Origin of the sequence: Streptomyces sp. NPDC094034, from assembly GCF_040303865.1 — a bacterium.
Taxonomy (GTDB): Bacteria; Actinomycetota; Actinomycetes; order Streptomycetales; family Streptomycetaceae; genus Streptomyces.
Genome location: NZ_JBEOUD010000044.1, coordinates 1 through 18,203, shown reverse-complemented (window position 1 = coordinate 18,203; position 18,203 = coordinate 1). Strand labels below are relative to the sequence as shown.

General features: G+C 71.5%; 15 protein-coding genes. 4 read left to right on the top strand and 11 right to left on the bottom strand.

Annotated features, from left to right (window positions below; all coding sequences use genetic code 11):
• Window positions 1-56 precede the first annotated feature (56 nt).
• The 6 genes from ABTZ59_RS29905 to ABTZ59_RS29880 form a co-directional block, all read right to left on the bottom strand.
• Window positions 57-1,139: a S1 family peptidase gene (locus ABTZ59_RS29905; protein WP_351419916.1), complete on the bottom strand. Its 1,083-nt coding sequence runs from the start codon at window positions 1,137-1,139 to the stop codon at window positions 57-59.
• A gap of 282 nt (window positions 1,140-1,421) precedes the next feature.
• Window positions 1,422-2,258 carry a DUF1684 domain-containing protein gene (locus ABTZ59_RS29900; protein WP_503003777.1) on the bottom strand — a complete coding sequence of 279 codons (837 nt, stop codon included), beginning with the start codon at window positions 2,256-2,258 and terminating at the stop codon, window positions 1,422-1,424.
• Window positions 2,255-3,616, bottom strand: a complete 1,362-nt coding sequence (locus tag ABTZ59_RS29895) for an NtaA/DmoA family FMN-dependent monooxygenase (RefSeq protein ID WP_351419912.1) — start codon at window positions 3,614-3,616, stop codon at window positions 2,255-2,257. Before ABTZ59_RS29895 ends, ABTZ59_RS29900 begins: the two co-directional genes overlap by 4 nt.
• Complete coding sequence (locus tag ABTZ59_RS29890) at window positions 3,613-4,722, bottom strand: LLM class flavin-dependent oxidoreductase (protein ID WP_351419909.1); 1,110 nt, start codon at window positions 4,720-4,722, stop codon at window positions 3,613-3,615. The genes ABTZ59_RS29895 and ABTZ59_RS29890 overlap by 4 nt, the downstream gene beginning before the upstream one ends.
• 15 nt (window positions 4,723-4,737) lie before the next feature.
• The gene (locus ABTZ59_RS29885; protein WP_351419906.1) at window positions 4,738-6,771 is read right to left on the bottom strand and encodes an FAD/NAD(P)-binding protein; all 2,034 of its coding nucleotides are present in this window, start codon (window positions 6,769-6,771) and stop codon (window positions 4,738-4,740) included.
• Window positions 6,772-7,168: 397 nt separating this feature from the next.
• Entirely contained in the window at window positions 7,169-8,392 is a 1,224-nt protein-coding gene (locus ABTZ59_RS29880) for a DUF5685 family protein (protein ID WP_351419904.1), read from the bottom strand.
• Between the two features lie 238 nt (window positions 8,393-8,630).
• Here ABTZ59_RS29880 and ABTZ59_RS29875 point away from each other — a divergent pair, with 238 nt between their 5' ends.
• Window positions 8,631-9,065 carry a cell division protein SepF gene (locus ABTZ59_RS29875; RefSeq protein WP_351419901.1) on the top strand — a complete coding sequence of 145 codons (435 nt, stop codon included), beginning with the start codon at window positions 8,631-8,633 and terminating at the stop codon, window positions 9,063-9,065.
• A gap of 38 nt (window positions 9,066-9,103) precedes the next feature.
• Here ABTZ59_RS29875 and ABTZ59_RS29870 read toward each other — a convergent pair whose 3' ends face one another.
• Both ABTZ59_RS29870 and ABTZ59_RS29865 read right to left on the bottom strand, forming a co-directional pair.
• Window positions 9,104-10,345, bottom strand: a complete 1,242-nt coding sequence (locus ABTZ59_RS29870) for an acyl-CoA dehydrogenase family protein (protein WP_351419898.1) — start codon at window positions 10,343-10,345, stop codon at window positions 9,104-9,106.
• A 153-nt stretch (window positions 10,346-10,498) separates the two neighbouring features.
• A complete protein-coding gene (locus ABTZ59_RS29865) occupies window positions 10,499-12,238 on the bottom strand; it encodes an MFS transporter (protein ID WP_351419893.1) in 1,740 nt (579 codons plus the stop codon).
• Between the two features lie 423 nt (window positions 12,239-12,661).
• Here ABTZ59_RS29865 and ABTZ59_RS29860 point away from each other — a divergent pair, with 423 nt between their 5' ends.
• Window positions 12,662-13,663, top strand: coding sequence for a phosphatase PAP2 family protein (locus ABTZ59_RS29860; protein ID WP_351419889.1), 1,002 nt, complete (start codon window positions 12,662-12,664; stop codon window positions 13,661-13,663).
• Between the two features lie 158 nt (window positions 13,664-13,821).
• Here ABTZ59_RS29860 and ABTZ59_RS29855 read toward each other — a convergent pair whose 3' ends face one another.
• From ABTZ59_RS29855 to ABTZ59_RS29845, 3 genes are all read right to left on the bottom strand, one after another.
• Complete coding sequence (locus ABTZ59_RS29855) at window positions 13,822-14,037, bottom strand: I78 family peptidase inhibitor (protein ID WP_249951270.1); 216 nt, start codon at window positions 14,035-14,037, stop codon at window positions 13,822-13,824.
• A 346-nt stretch (window positions 14,038-14,383) separates the two neighbouring features.
• Entirely contained in the window at window positions 14,384-15,343 is a 960-nt protein-coding gene (locus tag ABTZ59_RS29850; protein WP_351419886.1) for a helix-turn-helix transcriptional regulator, read from the bottom strand.
• Window positions 15,344-15,419: 76 nt separating this feature from the next.
• Window positions 15,420-16,331 (bottom strand): hypothetical protein, encoded by a 912-nt coding sequence (locus tag ABTZ59_RS29845; protein ID WP_351419883.1) that lies wholly within the window; start codon window positions 16,329-16,331, stop codon window positions 15,420-15,422.
• Window positions 16,332-16,834: 503 nt separating this feature from the next.
• Here ABTZ59_RS29845 and ABTZ59_RS29840 point away from each other — a divergent pair.
• Together ABTZ59_RS29840 and ABTZ59_RS29835 are read left to right on the top strand one after the other, a co-directional pair.
• Entirely contained in the window at window positions 16,835-17,629 is a 795-nt protein-coding gene (locus tag ABTZ59_RS29840; RefSeq protein ID WP_351419880.1) for a DUF8842 C-terminal domain-containing protein, read from the top strand.
• A gap of 41 nt (window positions 17,630-17,670) precedes the next feature.
• Window positions 17,671-18,084 (top strand): hypothetical protein, encoded by a 414-nt coding sequence (locus tag ABTZ59_RS29835; protein WP_503003776.1) that lies wholly within the window; start codon window positions 17,671-17,673, stop codon window positions 18,082-18,084.
• The last annotated feature ends 119 nt before the right edge of the window (window positions 18,085-18,203 follow it).

Below are 18,203 nucleotides of genomic sequence, written 5' to 3'. Positions count from 1 at the left end.
GTCGTGGTGGACCGGGCCCCTCCGTGAAGCGGGTTCGGCCGGCTCAGCGGGTTCGGTCAGCCGATCTGTGCTCCGTACGCGGCGAGCGCCTCCGGCACCGGCTGGAAGAACGTCTCACCACCCGAGGAGCAGTCGCCGCTGCCGCCCGAGGTCAGCCCGAGCGCGGTGTCGCCCGCGAAGAGCGAGCCGCCGCTGTCGCCCGGCTCGGCGCAGACCGTGGTCTGGATGAGCCCGTTGACGATGTCGCCGTTGCCGTAGTTCACGGTGGCGTCGAGCCCGGTGACCTCACCGTCGTGGACCTGGGTGGTGGAGCCGCTGCGGGTCACCTGCTGGCCGACGGTCGCGTCGCCCGCCTTCGTGATCGCCTGCGTGCTGCCGTCGTAGAGGTTCACCTCGCTCGGGTGCGGCACCTCGGCGGTGTACTTGACCAGGCCGTAGTCGTTGTCCGGGAAGCTGGACCCCTCGTTCGTCCCGATCTCGGTGCCCTGCGCGTCCGACCAGGTCTGGATGGACTCGGTGCAGTGCCCGGCGGTCAGGAAGTACGGCGCGCCGTCCTTGACCACGTTGAAGCCGAGCGAGCAGCGCCCGCCGCCGCCCGTGATGGCGTCACCGCCGGAGACGAAGGGCTTGAACTCCCCCGCCGTCTTCTTCAGTTCGGCCTTGTCGCCGAGCGCCTTCACCACGCCGCTGAGCTTGTCCCAGGATTCGCCCGTGACCGTACGGTCGGCCGTGACGACCATCTTGTTGGTCACCGGGTCGACGGCCCAGGACGTGCCCGGGATGGTCGCCCGGTCCGTGAGGGTCTGCCGGGCGCTCTTCAGCTCGGCCAGGGAGTTCTGAACCAGTCTGGCCTTGCCGCCGGCCTGGCGCACGGCATCGGCCGCCCGCTCGTCGACGACATTCACCACGAGCGCCTTCGACTCGGCGTCGTAGTACGCGCCGCCCGCGTCGGCGCCCAGGCTGTCATCCAGGGTGGACGCGAGAGTTCCGGCCGCCGTGGCGGTCAGCGACTTCACCGTGAACTGGGGCGTGCCCTCAGTGGCGTTCGCAGTCTGGAAGGTGAAACCGGCGACCACCAGAGCGGCCACGGCGCCTCCCGCCAGCGTCACTCGCTTTTTCGATATGCGTCGATGATTCAACGTCAGCCTCCTGTGGGGGGACCGTGTCAGGCCATGTGGGGTGTCCTGACACGGAGGATGAGGCGCCCACTATTCCGAAACCGACCAGTAACACACAAGGTCGACTTCAGGACCGGTGTACCCAACGGCCGCTGTGAGCGGCGCGGTCGAACGACCGCTTCCGGGCAGGGCGGTTCCATATGCGAACACCCGGTGCGATCGCCATGTCATCAGCGGGTGAGGACTAGTCCTGTCTTGAATTCGCCCTTGTCCTCTGGCGTGATCCCGGGCAGCCCGGGGGTGTCACCTCGCGCCTCGGCCCGGCAACAGGTCGCGCTCGCCCGCCGTCACGGCGATCGGGAGGGTGTTGCCGGGTGGCGGGAACGGGCAGATGAAGTGGTCCGCGAAGGCGCACGGCGGCAGCAGGGAACGGTTGAAGTCGACCGTCACCGTCCCGTCCGCCGCGGGAGCGGTGGGCCGCAGGAAGCGGAAGCGATAACTCCCCTTCCCGCTGGTGGTATCGGCGAAGACCGCCCAGAGCGAGCCGTCGGGCTCGACCGCGACCTGGAGGGTGTACTCCGTACCGTCGACGGTGAAGACGATCTCGCCGCCGAGCCCGAGGCCACGTTCCCGCCCGTCGGCGTTCTCGACCCGGACGGTGCGGCTCGTGTCGTACGGCCGGAAGCGGCCCGGCAGCGTCCAGTCCGGGTCGTACGGCGTGGTCTCGACGCCCCGGAACGCGCGCCGCGCGGCGGACTCCGGGTCGAAGGAGCGGACGGCCCAGAGCCCTTCGCGGCGCAGCACCAGGAGCCTGCGCCCGCCGGCCGCGATCCGGGACTCCTCGGACGGGCCGCGATCGGCGGTCAGCCGGATCTCGCCGTCAAGCCGTCGGCCGTCGGCGCTCAGGCCGTCTCCGTCCGCCGCCGTCAGCACCACCTCGTCACCGTCCTCGGCCGCGCGCCACACCCCCGGAACATCCGGGAGGCGACCTTCCGGATGGTCGGCGAGCCAGTGCGTGCCGGTGAGCGAGAGCGGTCCGTACGGCGCCGAGACGACGGCCGTCCGGCGCTCGCGCCAACTCTCCCATTCCTGAACGACCATGGGGGAAACATCGGATACATCCGTTACATCCGTGCTCATGCCGCTGAACCCTTCCCTTCGGGGGCGGGAAGCCCGAGATGTGAGCGCAGGGTGGTGCCCTCGTATTCCGTACGGAAGACCCCGCGCTCCTGGAGGAGCGGTACGACCCGGTCCACGAAGTCGTCCAGACCGCCCGGGGTCAGATGCGGTACGAGAATGAATCCGTCCGCCGCCCCGGTCCGTACGAAGGTGTCAAGGCTCTCGGCGACGCTCTCCGGGGTGCCGATGAACGACTGCCGCGCGGTGGTCTCGATGACGGTCTGCCGGATGGAGAGCCCCTTGGCCTCGGACAGCGCCCGCCACTTGGCCGCGACGGCGAGCGCGTCACCGTGCCGCACCCGGCCCTGGACCAGTTCGGAGTCCGGGTCCGGATCGATGCCGGGCAGCGGCCCGTCCGGGTCGTACGCCGACAGGTCCCGCCCCCAGACCTGCTCCAGGGCGAGGATCGCGTTCTGTGGGGAGACCTGCTGTCCACGGATCTCGGCGGCCCGTTCCTGCGCCTCGGAGTCGCTGTCGCCGAGGACGAAGGTGACGCCCGGCATGATCTTGAGATCGTCCGGGTCCCTGCCGTACTTCGCCAGCCGGGACTTGGTGTCGGTGTAGAACTCGCGGCCCGCCTCCAGGGTGCCGTGCCGGGTGAAGATGACATCGGCGGCGGAGGCGGCGAACTCCCGGCCCTCCTCCGAGTCGCCCGCCTGAATCACCACGGGGTGGCCCTGCGGCGAGCGCGGGACGGTGAACTCCCCCTCGATCTCGAACTGCCGCCCGGAGTGGGCGAACGGGCGCGGTGTGCCGTACGGGGCGCCGGGCGCGGGCGGGGTCCAGGAGTCCCACAGCTCCCGCGCGGTCGCGACGAACTCCGCGGCCCTGGTGTAGCGGTCGGCGCGGTCGAGATAGCCGCCGCGCCGGAAGTTCTCCCCGGTGAAGGCGTCGGAGGACGTCACCACGTTCCAGGCGGCACGGCCCGCGCTGAGATGGTCGAGTGTGGCGAGCCTGCGGGCCAGTTCATAGGGCTCGTTGAAGGTGGCGTTCACGGTGGCGGCGAGACCGAGCCGGTCGGTGACGGCGGCCAGCGCGCTCAGCACGGTGAGGGATTCGGGACGGCCGACCACGTCCAGATCGTGGATGAGGCCCTTGTGTTCACGCAGCCGCAGCCCCTCGGCCAGGAAGAAGAAGTCGAACTTCCCGCGCTCCGCCGTGCGGGCCAGCGCCTCGAAGGAGGAGAAGTCGATCTGGGACCGGGAGCGGGGGTCGGACCATACGGTGGTGCTGTTGACCCCGGGGAAGTGCGCGGCGAGATGGATCCGCTTGTGAGCGGTACGGGAAGTGTCGGTGTCGGTGTCGGTGTCGATGGTCATGAGATTCCCCCGGCGGGCGCGTACTGGTTGGCCGGGCGCGCGAGGTTCAGATGCTCGCGGAGCGTGCCGCCCGGATGGAAGGTGCGGAACAGACTGCGGTGCTGGAGCAGCGCCACCGTCCCGTTGACGAGCCGTTCGAGATCGCGTCGCGGCTCGGCGGGGGTGAGATGGAAACCGTCCACGGCACCGGTGGCGTGCCAGGTGGTGATCAGGTCGGCGAGATCGACGGGGCCGCCGCGGTAGTGCGGTCCGGTGTCGCCCGCCGTGGTGCGCGGCGCGCTCTCCAGGCCGGGTTCCAGCGGGCGTTCGCCGTCGCCGAGATCGATGGTGAGCGCGGCGAGGACCCGCGGTGTGCCGGGGGCACGGCCGTGGTCGGCGGCCCGTGAGCGGAGCTTCTCCCGGATCGCCGCCGCCTCGTCGGGCCGGCCGGCCCTGACCAGGACGACATCCGCGTGGCGCGCGGCGATCTCCCTGCTGGGTCCCTCGGTCGCGTCGACCACGGTGACGGGGTGGCCCTGCGGCGGGCGCGGCACGATGGACGGGCCGCGGACCGTGAACGTGGCCCCCTCGAAGTCGACATAGTGCAGCTTGTCGCGGTCGATGAAGCGCCCTGTCGATGTGTCGCGGATCTCGGCGTCGTCCTCCCAGCTGTCCCAGAGCCGGGCGGCCACCTCGGCCACCTCGCCCGCCTCCTGCCACAGGGCGGGGGCGGTCCCGGCCGGGCGGCGGCCGAACAGCCGGGCCTCCGCCGGGGTGGTGGACACATCGACCAGCCAGCCGGCCCGGCCGCGACTGACCCAGTCCAGGGTGGCCACGGCCGCCGAGACATGGAACGGCTCCGTGTGGGTGGTGGTGACGGTGGGCACGAGCCCGATGCGCTCGGTCGCGGGCGCGACCCGGGACAGCACGGCGAGCGCGTCGGGGCCGGGGCGCGCGAAGGTGTCCTGGAGCGTGACGAAGTCGAGGGCGCCCCGCTCGGCGAGCCGGGCGAGTTCGACGTACCACGCCGCGTCGTAGGACCGCTGACCACCGATGTCGGCGGCGAGATACAGCGGCCGGTGCGGCGCGTTGTGTGGTGGGTTGTGCTGGGATCGGGTGGCGGACATGGCGGGCCTTACCTTTCAGCTTCGGACGGGCAGCCCGTCCGGCGGTTGAGGAGCCGAAGCGGCCGTGGACGGTGCGCCCGCGGGCGGTGTGGCCGTGGACGGTGTGGCCGAGGGCGATGCGGCCGAGGGCCGCGCGAGGCGGGCGAGCAGGGTGAGCGCGGCCCTCGCGGTGGCGTCGTTCTGCCGGAACGCGGGGCCGCCCGTACGCGGCCGGGTGAAGGCGCCGCTGGACCTGGCTGTGGTGTACGGACCGAGCGCGAAGCGGCGGGGATGCGGGGTGCCGTCACGCTCCAGCAGCCGCCCGTCGTCCGGGTCGACCCGCACCAGACCCGCCGAGATCGTGGCGGCCCCCTCCTCGTACAGCGCGCGCAGCAGCGGACTGCGGGTGCGCTCGGGCGAGGGATCGGGCAGCCGCGCCTCGACCAGCGCCCGCGCCTCGACGTACTCCCCCGGTACGACCGCGCTGCCCGCCCGGAAGATCCCCCGCCGCCCGTCGGCCTCGACCGACATGTCCGCGCCCAGGAAGCGGACGATCCCGGCCTTGGAGAGCGCGAGCAGTTGGCGCAGCCGGGGGCCCGGCGGGCCGGAGGCGAGATAGCTGAAGAAGCCGTGCCAGCCGCCGCCCGGATCGCCGCGGTCGCCGAGACGGATCAACTGGCCGTAGACGGAGAGCAGCCCGAGGAAGACGGCGAGGTCCGCGCTGTGTGCCGGGTCGTGCCTCCGGGCCAGATCCGCGCGGATGTAAGCGCGCAGCCCGTCCTGGAGCGCGTCGTACGAGGGGAAGCGCAGCCCGTCCAGCGGCCGGTCGAGGGCGGCGAGATCGAGCCGGTCGGCGGGGTCGGGTACGGCCGCGCCGACCAGTGCGTCCAGCTCGGGGCCGCCGGGGTCGGCGGCGGCGTACTTCTCCTCGAAGTCGGTCCAGTCGACACGGGTGCGCTCGGGGTGCGCGGTGAAGAGGCGGTGGTAGTGCGCGAAACCGAGTTCCTTGTCGATCAGCGGCCGGACATCGCGCGCGAAGTCGGGCGGCACCGGCCGGCTCAGCAGTTCGTCGATCTGCTCGGGCCCGAGGAAGCGGGGCAGCGGGGGCCGTTCGCCGGTCAGCCCGTAGCCGATCTTGGAGTGGTACGGGACACCGCGCCGCGATCCGACGTACAGGACCGGTTCGCGTCCCGACGGGTGGTAGACCAACTCGCCGTCGTCGCGATCGGCGCTCCCCGAGTACCGTCCGCCGCGCCCTTCGGTGACGAGCACCATCAGATCGACGAAGGCGAGTCCGAAGCCACGGACGAGGACGGGTTCACCGGCGGGCAGGACGGACAGATCGCTGTCCGCGGTGAAGTCGGGCGGCAGACGTATCAGTCCGTGTTCGTCCGCGAACCGGCCCAACTCCAGCTGTTCCGCGTCCGGTTCGGCGTCGAGATGACCGAGGGTCAGCACGACGAGATCGGCGAGCAGCGGTTCGGTACGGTCCGCGAGCCAGACGCGCTGGCGTCCGCCGCGCGGACCGCTGACGCGCACGGCGTCCGTGCGGTGCGTGTGGACGGTGACACCGGGCGGCAGCGCGGCGACGGTCTGTTCGTACACCCAGCTCAGATAGGCGCTCTGCACCCGGCGGCTGGGGAAGGTCTGGCCGGTGAGGGCGGCGATCTCGGCGCGCAGCCCGGAACTCGACGCGGCGAGCGCCGACTCGGCCGCCTCCGACTCGGCGGAGAGCCGCGCCCTGCCCTCCCTGATGTCCCGTGCCCATTCGTGCAGCGCGGGTCCGTGCCGTACCGGACCGGCCAGGGCCACCGTGTCATCGGTGAACATGGTCACGTCCTCGGCCATGGAGTTCATCCAGAGCAGCGGCGACTGATCACGGCGCCAGACCCGTCCGGCGCCCGGCGGATGCGGGTCCACGAGATGGATGTCCAGCGGCAGACCGTCGTACAGGGAACGGGCGTTGGCGGCGATCCGCTCCAGAAAGCCCGTGCCGCGCGGGCCTGCCCCGACCACGACTACGGACGGCGTCAGGGGTGCGGTGCGGCCGGTGACCGAGGACAGGGGCATGCGAAGGCTCCGTGGATACAGCGATCGAACACGGGAGTGCCTTCACAGAAAACGCGGGCGGACCGAGCCCCTCAGCACGATCCGCTTGTCCGTACGAGGCTATGTGGTGTGTACGGCCCGTTGTCAAGCTTGTCCGTACTGTGAGCCGTCCGTCCCGGCTCGGTTGACGCGGAAACGGATGCCTGTTCCACTTGGCTCATGCATTCGCAGCAGTGGCTGGTCACGCGCTCCCACATCGACTTCGGTCGCGTGTGGTCCTCTTCCTGTTGAGCTGACGCCCTGCACGGCCTCCCGGTACTTCCGGCGCTCGCGCGCCGTTTCCCCGCGTGCCTTCACACGCAGAGCGCCACGCCGCTCCCTCCCCCTCGCATGGACGCCGGCCCCGTATGGGCGTCCGTCATGCTCCGCAGTCGCAGCAACTACACGCATCACAGCAGTCGCAGCTGTCACAGCAACAGTCAATGCGGTCGGACCAGTCACAGCAGCCCTCACGCTTCTTGCGTGACCACGGGCCCTCGTACTCGTCCGCACAACAGAGTCGGCAGGTACAGCAGAGCCCGACGAAGGCCGCGCAACCGGCCAGGAATCCGCGCTTGCCCGGCCTCGGCGGTGGTTGCCGCCCGAAGCCGGGCGGCAGCCCGCCGCCGCCCTGACCGCCGTTCGGGTCGGCGGAACCGACCTGACCGCCCTGACCGCCCTGACCGCCGTGCCCTTCGTGCGCGCAGGCCGTCGTGCCGAAAGCGCGGTCGACCGACGTCCGCAGTTCGTGCGCCAGCAGCACATGCGCCAGCCTGCCGTCGGTGAACTCCGCGTCCCGCAGCGCCAGCCGGATCCCGCGCACCGCGTCGTCGGCGAGCCGCCGCGCCTCCGCGCGGGACGTACCGGTCGCGGTGAGCGGATTCCACGCGCCCGACGCGGCGTCGGCCGGCTGGTCCTCCACGGCGTCCAGCAGATGCGCGAGCCGCCCGAAGAGCCGTCCGGCCTCGGCCAACGGAGCTCTGTTGCCCGGCCGCCCCGCCAGGACGGCGGTGTACGCGAAGGCCGCGGCGGTCGCCGTCTCGGTCGGTTCGGTGAGGGTGAGCAGAGGTGTGCCGTAGTGGGCCAGCGCCTCGATCCCCTGCTGCCGCTCGACGGCATCGACCAGTACGGCCGTGTCGAACCCGAGCTCCGCGCCGGTGCGCGCGCCCGCCCTGTCCCAGCCGTGGGCGACCCGGCGCGCGGCGGCGGCCAGCGGCCGGCGCCTCAACAGCCCGTCCCCGTCGGCGACGTGGTCCCGAATCTTCGCCGAGGCGAGCACCAGTGACACGGATGCGGCGAGCCGCGCGCCCTCGCCCCTGGCTATCGGCGCCGTACGCATACCGCGCAGCGGACAGGGGCCCGCCGTGCGCCGCTGCCGCGCGGTGCGTTCGACCTGAGCCTCCGTCAGAACCGAGACGATCAGCCCGTCGTAGTTGGTGACGACCCGGGAGAACTGCCCGTGGTCCGCGCGAAGTGCCAGACAGAGCCCGCAGAGATGAGCCATCCACTCGGCCTTGAGCCCATCGGTGAGCCGATGCGCGCATGGTCTGACGATTCCGAACACGACAGTCCCCCGAGAGTCGTTCACAAGTGCGTGACGCATCGTACCGAGCGATCGGTTCACCCGTACGCCCCCGACGTCACCCATCTGGCCGGAACGTAATATTTTGTACCGACTCAGGGCCTGTACGCTGGAGGAACCTTGACGAACCGCCACATCTTCTGCACCAGTACCGTCACGAAACATCTGCGCGCCGACTATCCCCTTGGCGCGCGATCCGCATGATGGTCGACCATAGGGATAAGGGAACGTCATGTGACCGCGGTGAAAGGAGGCGTCCATGGGATCGGTGCGCAAGGCGAGTGCCTGGCTGGGCCTCGTCGAGGACAACGACGAGCGTTACTACGACGACGAGTACGCCGAGGGTGCGGAGAACAGCGACAACTGGCGGACCGACCCGCGCGTACGGGTCGTCGCCGAGGCCGCTCCTGAGCAGGACCGCAGAATCGCCACCGTCTCCCCGGACAGCTTCCGGGACGCCCGGACCATCGGCGAGCTCTTCCGGGCCGGCACCCCGGTCATCATGAACCTCACGGCCATGGAGCCCGCCGACGCCAAGCGCGTGGTGGACTTCGCCGCCGGACTGATCTTCGGGCTGCGCGGCTCGATCGACCGCGTCGCCACCCGGGTCTTCCTGCTGAGCCCCGCCGACACCGAGATCGTCACCGGCGAGGCCGGGGGCCGCGGCAAGGACGGCTTCTTCAATCAGAGCTGAGCAGGGCGCTCACCGGTTCCGCCCGGTCCCGCACGGGGTCACCGGAAGGCGTCGAGGCCGGTGAGCGCCTTGCCCAGGACGAGTTGGTGCATCTCGACGGTGCCCTCGTACGTCAGCACCGACTCCAGGTTCGTGGCATGGCGCATCACGGGGTACTCCAGCGAGATCCCGTTGGCGCCGAGGACGGTCCGTGAGGTGCGGCAGATCTCGATCGCCTCCCGCACATTGTTGAGCTTGCCGAAGCTGATCTGCTCGGCGCGGAGCCGGCCCGCGTCCATGCGCCGCCCCAGATGGTGGGCGAGCAGGATGCCCTTGTGCAGTTCGAGTGCCATGTCGGCCAGCTTGGCCTGGGTGAGCTGGAAGCCGCCGATCGGCCGGCCGAACTGCTCCCGGGTCCCGGCGTACTGAAGCGCCGCTTCGAAACTGGCGCGCGCCGCGCCCATCGAGCCCCAGACGATGCCGTACCGCGCATGGCTCAGACAGCTGAGCGGGCCCCGCAGCCCGATGGCCTCCGGGAGTACGGCGTCGGCGGGCAGCCGTACGTCATCGAGCACCAGCTCGCTGGTGACCGAGGCCCGCAGCGACCACTTGTGGGTGATCTCCGGGGCCGAGAACCCGGGGGTGCCGGCCGGGACCAGAAATCCACGGATGCCCTCGTCGGTCCGCGCCCAGACGACGGCGACCCCCGCCACCGAGCCATTGGTGATCCACATCTTGCGGCCGCTGAGCACCCAGTCGGAGCCGTCCCGCTTGGCGTGGGTGCGCATTCCGGCCGGGTCGGAGCCGTGGTCGGGCTCGGTGAGGCCGAAGCAGCCGATGATCTCGCCCGCGGCCATGCCGGGCAGCCACCGCCGCTTCTGCTCCTTGGAACCGAAGCGATGGATCGCGTACATGGCGAGCGAGCCCTGCACGGAGACGAGCGAGCGGATCCCGGAGTCGGCGGCTTCGAGCTCCAGACAGACGAGCCCGTACTGGACGGCGGTGGCGCCCGCGCAGCCGTACCCGGTCAGGGACATCCCGAGGGCGCCGAGTCCGCCGAGCTCGCGGGCCAGTTCACGGATCACGGGCAGTTCGCCGCGCTCGTACCACTCGGCGACATGCGGCAGGACCCGCTCGGCGGCCCAGGTCCGTACGGTGTCCCGGATCGCCAGGTCCTCGGGTTCGAGCAGATCGTCGAGACCGAGGGGGTCGCGGGGGTCGAAGGGCGGGGGCTTGACCGAAGAAGGCGCGGCGGGCGCGGAGGGCCCGGAAGCGGCGGACGGTGCGGACGGTGCGGACATGGGACGGCCTCCGGCGGCTCGCACGACATCGGACGACTCGGACAAGCCGTAACTAGCAGCGCTAGTTACGGCTCGGTGACGACGTTACGACTCAGTGTGCCGCGCGTCCATGCCCCGCCCGCGTCAAACGCCTCCGGGCCGGATCCTTCAGCACTAGCGAGAGCCGCGGCCCGCCGGGACGGCCGCGTCCGAGGACTCACGTGCCGCCGTCGGCGCTCTGCGCGGCCGGGGCGGTCGCTGTTCCCGCGGACGGGACGGCAGCGCCTTCCCGGTCTCGGGCGCCTCTTCCCGCGCCTCGGGCGCCTCCACGGACCGCCGATTCTCGACGCCCGGCTCCTCGGCGGCGCGCGGCGGACACTCCATGACCCTGGGCAGCCGGAGCGCGGCCAGCGCGCCGAGCAGCAGCAGGCCCGCGCTGACGAGCAGCGTGACATGCAGACCGTGGACGAACGAGTGGCGCGCGGCGGTACGCAGCGTCTCTCCCGCGGGTCCGCCGAGCCTGGCGGCCACCTGATAGGCCTCGCCGAGCGAGTCGGACGCCGCCGAACCCGCCGCCGCGGGCACGCCCCGCACCGAAGAGAGCGCGGGCGCGTACACGGCGTTCATCACGCTGCCGAGCAGGGCGATCCCCATGCCCGCGCCCAGTTGGTACGAGGTCTCGCCGATGGCCGCGGCCCCGCCCGCCTGATCCGCGGGAGCCTCGCTGAGCATCGATTCGTACGCGCCGAAGAGGGTGGTCTGGAGCCCGAAACCGAGCAGCACGAACGCCCCGGTCAGCAGCCACGGCCGGTCGTGCTGGCCCATCAGCGTCAGCACCAGCACGGCGCCCGCCGTCAGCACGAAGCCCCAGGCCACCATCCGGCGCGGCCCCACCCGGCGCAGTGTGGCCGAGCCGGTGACCCCCGCCGCCATGGCGGCGAAGGTGAGCGGCAGCAGCCGCAGCCCGGTCTCCAGCGGGCTGAGCGCCAGCACGAGCTGGAGGTACTGGACGGCGATCAGCTGAAGGCCGACCAGGGCCAGCATGGCGAGGACGATGCAGCCGACGGAGGTGGAGAACGTCGGCCTGGCGAACATCCGCATATCGATCAGCGGATGCGCCCTGCGCCGCTGTCTGCGGACGAAGAGGACGAGAAGAGCCACGCCGACACAGAGCGGGCCGAGGGTCTCGGGGCCGAGCGGCCCTTCCCCGGCACCGAGCCGCTTCACCCCGAAGACCACGCCGAGCACTCCGGCCGCGGCCATCAGCGCTCCCAGCACGTCCCAGGGCCCGTCACCGGGGCCCTTCGACTCGGGCAGCGCCAGCCGGCCGAGCGGCAGCAGGAGCGCCAGCAGCGGGATATTGATCAGGAAGACCGAGCCCCACCAGAAGTGCTCGACGAGGAAGCCGCCGAGCACCGGGCCGAGGGCGGCACCGACCGCGGCGACCGCCGTCCAGACACCGATGGCCATGGCGCGCTCACGCCGGTCGGGAAAGACATCACGCAGGATGGAGAGCGTCGCGGGCATGATCATCGCGCCGCCGACACCGAGCAGAGCACGCGCCCCGATCAGTACGAGCGGTGTATCGGCGAGGGCCGCGACGGCCGAGGCCACCCCGAAGAGCGCGTAGCCCATGAGCAGGACCCGGCGTCTTCCGATGCGGTCGCCCAGCGTGCCGAAGAGGATCAGCAGCGCGGCGCAGACCAGCGGATACGCGTCCACGATCCAGAGCAGCTCGACGCCGCTGGGCCTGAGGTCGGCGGTGACGGCCGGGACGGCGACATGCAGCACGGTCGCGTCCAGCGCGACCAGCAGCAGGCTCACACAGAGGACGACCAGGACGATCCAGCGGTTGGCACCGCCGCGGGCCCCGGCCGCGCGCAGCCGTGCGCCGGCCGTGGTGCTCCCGGACATCTGAGTACCTCCCAATGCGTCCCTCGCGCTCGGTGGGCCAACGGGGACACTGGTCCCTCGGAGTGGCCCGGCATCGACGGGCGAGTGAGCCGCCAGCGTACGCGAGTGAACGTACGTGGCGCGTGGCGCATCTCTCACCGTTCCGACCGACGAGTGTGGCGTACACCACTCCCCCGCGCCAGGACCGGGGTCCGAGCGCGCACAAGCGGCAGGGAAATTCCATGCGACGCCACGGTGAACTAATTCTGTTCCGCACAGAGACAGTTCCGGGAACGGCATGCCGATTAATAGGGCCGAAGGTCCCTTCGATTTCCGGAACGGCCCCTGATAAACCCCGCTCCGAGACGCACTCCACATCACATCGTCATCACAAAGAGACCGGATCGACCGGTTCACTCGCTCACTCGCTGTAACGTCCATTGGGTGCGTACCGACATCTTTGCCCGTCTGGACCGGGAGCCGGAACCGCCGAAGATAGAGATCCCGCGGATGAGCCGCACCCGCAAGGCTCTCTTCGGCGGGACCTTGGCGTTCTATCTCGCCATCGTCGTTGCCGTGCTCGTCTCGTCCTCGCTGGTGATCCTCGACTGGAAGATCATGCTCTTCCGGCCCTATCAGCAATGGCCGGATATGCATCCTTTTCTCGACTACTTCGTGGTGCTGGGGCAGCGCGGCCCCACCGCCGTGATGATCGCGGCCTGGCTGGGCTGGCGCTCCTGGCGGCAGCACACGCTGCGGCCGCTGCTGGTACTCGGCACGGCGCTGCTGCTGCTCAACGTGACCGTCGGGGCGGTGAAGCTCGGTCTGGGCCGGCTCGGCCCCCACTACGCGACGCAGATCGGCTCGACGGAACTCTTCGCCGGCGGCGATATATTTCCTTCGGGACACACCGCCAACGCCGTGGTGACCTGGGGAATCCTGGCCTATCTGGCCACCACGCCCCGGGCCAGGCGCTATCTGTCGGTCATGTCGGCCGTGGTCGCCCTGGGGGTCGGCGCGACGACCGTCTACCTCGGTACGCACTGGCTGAGCGATGTGCTGCTCGGCTGGGCCGCCGGGCTGCTGATCCTGCTGGGGCTGCCTCTGTTCGAGCCGCTGATCGGCCGGGCCGAGCTGGTCATCTTCGCGGTCCGCGAGCGGTGGCGCGCGCGTGACAGGACCACCCCGTCGACCCCGGTCGCCTCCGGTGGCCCACGGCCGGTGCCGGTGTCGACGGAGGCGGCGTCGCCGGCCGACGAGTCGCCGCGCGAGCCCATCGGAGCGGGTCACAGCGGCCACGCCGGCGCGGGTCTGAACGCCGGCACCGTCGCGGGCACGGGCCGGCTCACCCAGCCGAGGCCGCACGCGGTGCGCTCGGAACGTACGCCGGGCACCCCCACCGGCAGCCGCCGGCCGCCCAACTCGCGACCCATGACGGGCGGCTGAGCGCCCCCGGGGACCGCGGGACGGTACGCACAGCCCCACACCCCCGCGCATACGAAGGCCCCGGTTCCGGCCGGGGCCTTCGTATGCGTCAGGAGCCCGTCAGGGCCCGTCGGGAGTTGGAGCGAACCGCCGGTCGGTCGGGCCACCTGGCCGGCCGGTCAGCCGTGCCAGCAGCGGATGACCCGGCCCGCCTCCACCTCGAAGTTGAGCCGGCCCACGACGAACTCCATGGTGATGATCGAGCCCGGGGGCAGCGCTCTGACGGTGGTCCAGCCGCGCCGGCGGGCGATCCGTTCGGCGCTCTCGGAGTCGAGTCCGACATAGGAGTCCGGGGAGTCGTCGGGCTGTCGGGGTGGAGTCGGTATCGGTGCCATACCACTCACCGTAGGCGCCGGGGACAGCCGAAGGAAGCCGAACGGATACCTCACCCGTATGCTTCTCGGCTGCTTCTCGGCCCTCCGCGTCACACTTGTGTCACAGGTTCCGACACGCTCCGGATGCGCGCCGCGTCACTCTTACGGCCCCTTCACATCCGACTTCTTAGAAATTCCACAACCTCGAAGATCACATAAATAGCCCGCCCGAATTCGACCGGCCACGACAGGCGTTTTCCGGCCGCCCCCGGAAATCAATTGATGGACCGTCGAGTAATTCACGAGTCCCCCGCACAATCCGCCGCCGGCCGACACGTACCCGCGTCTTCCCGTGGGCGCGAGCCGGTCAGCCGAGGGCGCGGGACAGCCGGTCCCGTACGACCCTGACGTGCTCCGTCAGCTCCGGTGGCTCGATCACCTCGAAGTCGAAGCCGAGCAGCACCAGATGGATCACCATCACATCCAGGGTCGCCGCGCCGGTCCGCAGCAGACAGCTGTGCTCGTCGACTGGCTCCAGAACGCCCGAGGACGGCGTGACGTCCTGCGCCGCCTCCTCGGCGGACGCGTGCAGCCGGATCACGGCGGCCGTCGCGTAGGCCCGGGTGGAGACACCCCTGGAGACATACGCGGCGAGGTCCTCGGCGGGCGGGGGGCGCGGGGTGAAGCGCGGTCCGTGCGGCGGTGTGGGGGTGATCCGGTCCACCCGGAACGTACGCCAGTCGGCGCGGTCCAGATCCCAGGCGACCAGATACCAGCGGTGTTCGGTGCACACCAGGCGATGCGGCTCGGCCGTGCGGCGGGAGACGGTGTCCTCGTGGTCGCGGTACGTGAAGCGCAGCCGCTCGCCGTCCCGGCAGGCGTTGGCCAGCTCCGTGAGGACACCGGGGTCGACCATGGGCCCCCGGGGCCCGCTCAGCATCGGCACGGTGAAGGAGTTGAGGGCGCCGACCCGGCGCCGCAGCCGGCCGGGGAGCACCTGCTCCAGCTTGGCCAGGGCGCGTACGGAGGTCTCGCCCATGCCCTCGATGCCGTTTCCTGCGGCGATGCGCAGGCCCACGGCGACCGCGACGGCCTCCTCGTCGTCCAGCAGCAGTGGCGGCAGCTCGGCTCCCGCGCCGAGCTGGTAGCCGCCCCCCGTGCCGGGGCTGGCGTTGACCGGATAGCCGAGCGCGCGCAGCCGGTCGACATCGCGCCGTACGGTGCGCGGGGTCACGCCGAGGCGGTCCGCGAGGTCGGCGCCGGACCACTCGCGGTGGGCCTGGAGCAGGGAGAGCAGACGCAGCAGTCGTGCCGAGGTCTCCAACATGGCCGCGAGTCTGGCAGTCCTCGCGGACAGCTTCTGTCCGCGAGCCCCCGTCCCACGCCCTGCGCGGGCCCTCAGGTCAGCCCGTCGGCGCCGGCGCCGGGACAGGCGCGGGCGGGCGCGCGGGGTCCAGCCGTACGCAGAAGTCGTTGTCATGGGTGTAGCCGGGGGCGGCCAGCCAGCCGTCCGTGCCGTGCGCGGACGAGACGCCGTGCGCCGGATAGACATGGATCGCCCGCTTGTCCCAGATGTCGTCGAGGATGCGGGAGATCCGTACACCGGCGGCGTCCGGCGCGGGCAGCAGCCACAGATCCCAGCGCCTGCGCTCCTCGCCCGGCCCGCCCGCTTCGCCCGGCCCGCCCGGTCCTTCGGCCAGCGGTCCGTAAGGGAGGGTGAAGGCGAACACCCCGCCCCGGCCGGTCACGGCCACCCGGTGCGTACGGTCGCCGCCGCGCAGCCGAGCCTCGGCCCGCGCGTGCTCCCCCAGTTCCGTGCCGTACAGCACGCCCTCGACCGACATCCCGGCCGGTTCGCAGCGGACCGTCCCGGCCTCGGCGTGCGGCGCGCGAAGCCAGGCCCTGAGGGCCAGCCGACCGTCCGCGGTGGGGTACGGGACACGGGCCACGACCGGGCCCGCCCCGGGCACCCGGTCGATCAGCGCCCGCACGTCCCTGATCCCGGGCCGTACGGGCTGGTCGCCGGAGGCGCCCGCGAAGATGTCCCAGTGGCCCTCGGCCAGTTCGACGGTGCTGGGCAGCACGGCGCGCAGCCGTGTCCGCGCCGCGCCGACGGCGGTCGCGGGCCCGGTCAGCGGCAGCCGTACTTCCTGCTCACCCGTGCCCCGCGGCCCGTCGGCGCGGCGGCGCAGTACCAGCGTCGCACCGGGGCGGTCGGCGTCCGTGATGTCGAAGGTGATGCCGCCCGCCGAGTCGGCGATGCAGTCGGCGGTGCACACGGCGGGCGACGCCCGGCGCCCGATGGCTCTGGTCATACGGTTCTGCCCATTCGGGTCTCCCTGGTCCTTCCGGTTTCCTCCGGTCCCTGTTCGGGCCGACTGGGTAGATGCGGAAATGACCCACATGGTGCCGACTCGAAGCGGATTCATACGTTCACGCGCCGGTCGCGCGCCCGCGAGCCGCGCGGACGTCCCGCGCACGCTCCCGGGACGCCCTCCCGGACATCAACTGGACCACCGCGCCGGGGCCACCAAAGGGAGCAATGAGTTTCGGCCATCCCATTGATTCGCTGTTTTCCCGTTTTGTCGACCTGTCCATCTGTCCATGTACAGACCCGCACCCCGGCGGTACCGGGTCAACTTCCGTTCGTCCGGCATACGTTGATCCGCACCGGCCCGTTCCGGCCGATGGCTCGCGCCCGGCCCGGGATGGTTCGATTCCGTGCCCCTTCGCGCGTGACCCGGGCGACGGCTCGCCCGTTGTCTTCTGTACGAGCCGGGAACAGCCCGGCTCACGCACCGAGTTCGAGGAGCCACCCGTGCCGCGCATGCTCGATGTCAGCGAGGACGTACGCGCCGAGATCGGCGACGAAGAAGCCGACCGGCTGCTCTCCGGTGAGAACTCCCCGGGCAGCTACGACTGCACGTCCTGCCGGACCCCCGGCGACTGCGAACAGGAGCGGACCAGCACCGTGCTGTTCGTCGGTGAGGAGACCGCCGTTCTCGCCTTCGCCCACGCCACCTGCATTCCCTCCCAGGTCGTCCAGGTCGCCGAGGACCAGCTCCAGGGGGCGGTCCGGTCGATCACGGGCGGCGAGCCCCAGCCCCAGGGAGCGCCGGGAGTCCCCGCGGCGGGCTCCAACCAGGCGGTGCTGGGGGTCACCAGCGGTCTGGTGCTGATCGAGGGCGATCTGCACCCCGCCCTGGTCGTCGAGCCGACCGCCCCGATCGTCAGGCCCGGCTCGGACTCCACCACCGACGAGTTCCTGCCGCTCCTCGTCGAGCAGGGCTTCCAGCCACTCGGGGATCTGAACCAGGTACCCGCCCCGCTGCCCGGCTGGTCGGTGCTGCTCGCCATGGGACAGCTGCACGCCGTGCTCCAGCCCGGCACCGGCGGCGGCACCCCGACCGCGTGGTGGCAGGCCCACCAGCCGCTCCAGGTGACCGAGGGCTGGCGGACCGCCGCCAACAAGTCGCACACCGTCCTGGTCTTCGCCGCGCCGGTCGGCTCCATCGGCCAGCAGCCCCGTGAGGACCTGCTGCGCGACGCCCTGGAGAAGGCCGCTGCCAACGGCAAGCTGGTCGCCGCGGCGATGCCGCTGGCCGGCACGTGACCGGGGCCACGCGCCCCGCCCGCCCGCCGCTGCATACCCCGGTGGCGGCGAAATCCCAGGACAGCCCGCATCCGACGGGCGACGAGGTCGTTGGCACGTACGTGCACTCATACGACCCCACCCGCCAGCAGTACCAGAGCCATATCCCGTCCATGCGCCCCGCGCAGGACGTCGCCGACGGGTTCTCCACGACCCCGATCTACGACGCGCTGTACTCCGAATTCCGCCGGTCCTTCAGGGCGCTGCCCGGTGACCGCAGCAATGAGGAGAATCTCGGCTTCACCGCCTTCGGCACCGGGCTGCACGCCGCGCGTGGCGGGTACGGCGGCCACTCCGGGCTCGGGCATACGCCGTACCCCGGGTCCTGGCAGCGCGACCCCCGGCAGCACACGGGGCGGCCGGCTCAGGCGGCGCTGCCGCCCGCCCTTCCGCCGGGCCCCCGCCGGGGCAGATGACCACGCCGGAAGCGGTGGGGGGGGGGGGGGGGGGCGCCCCGCGGGCGGCCCCCCCCCTCCCCCCCGCGGTCCGCCGCGCCGCGGGGCCGGCCGGGCGCGCCGGGCCTAATAACGTAGTC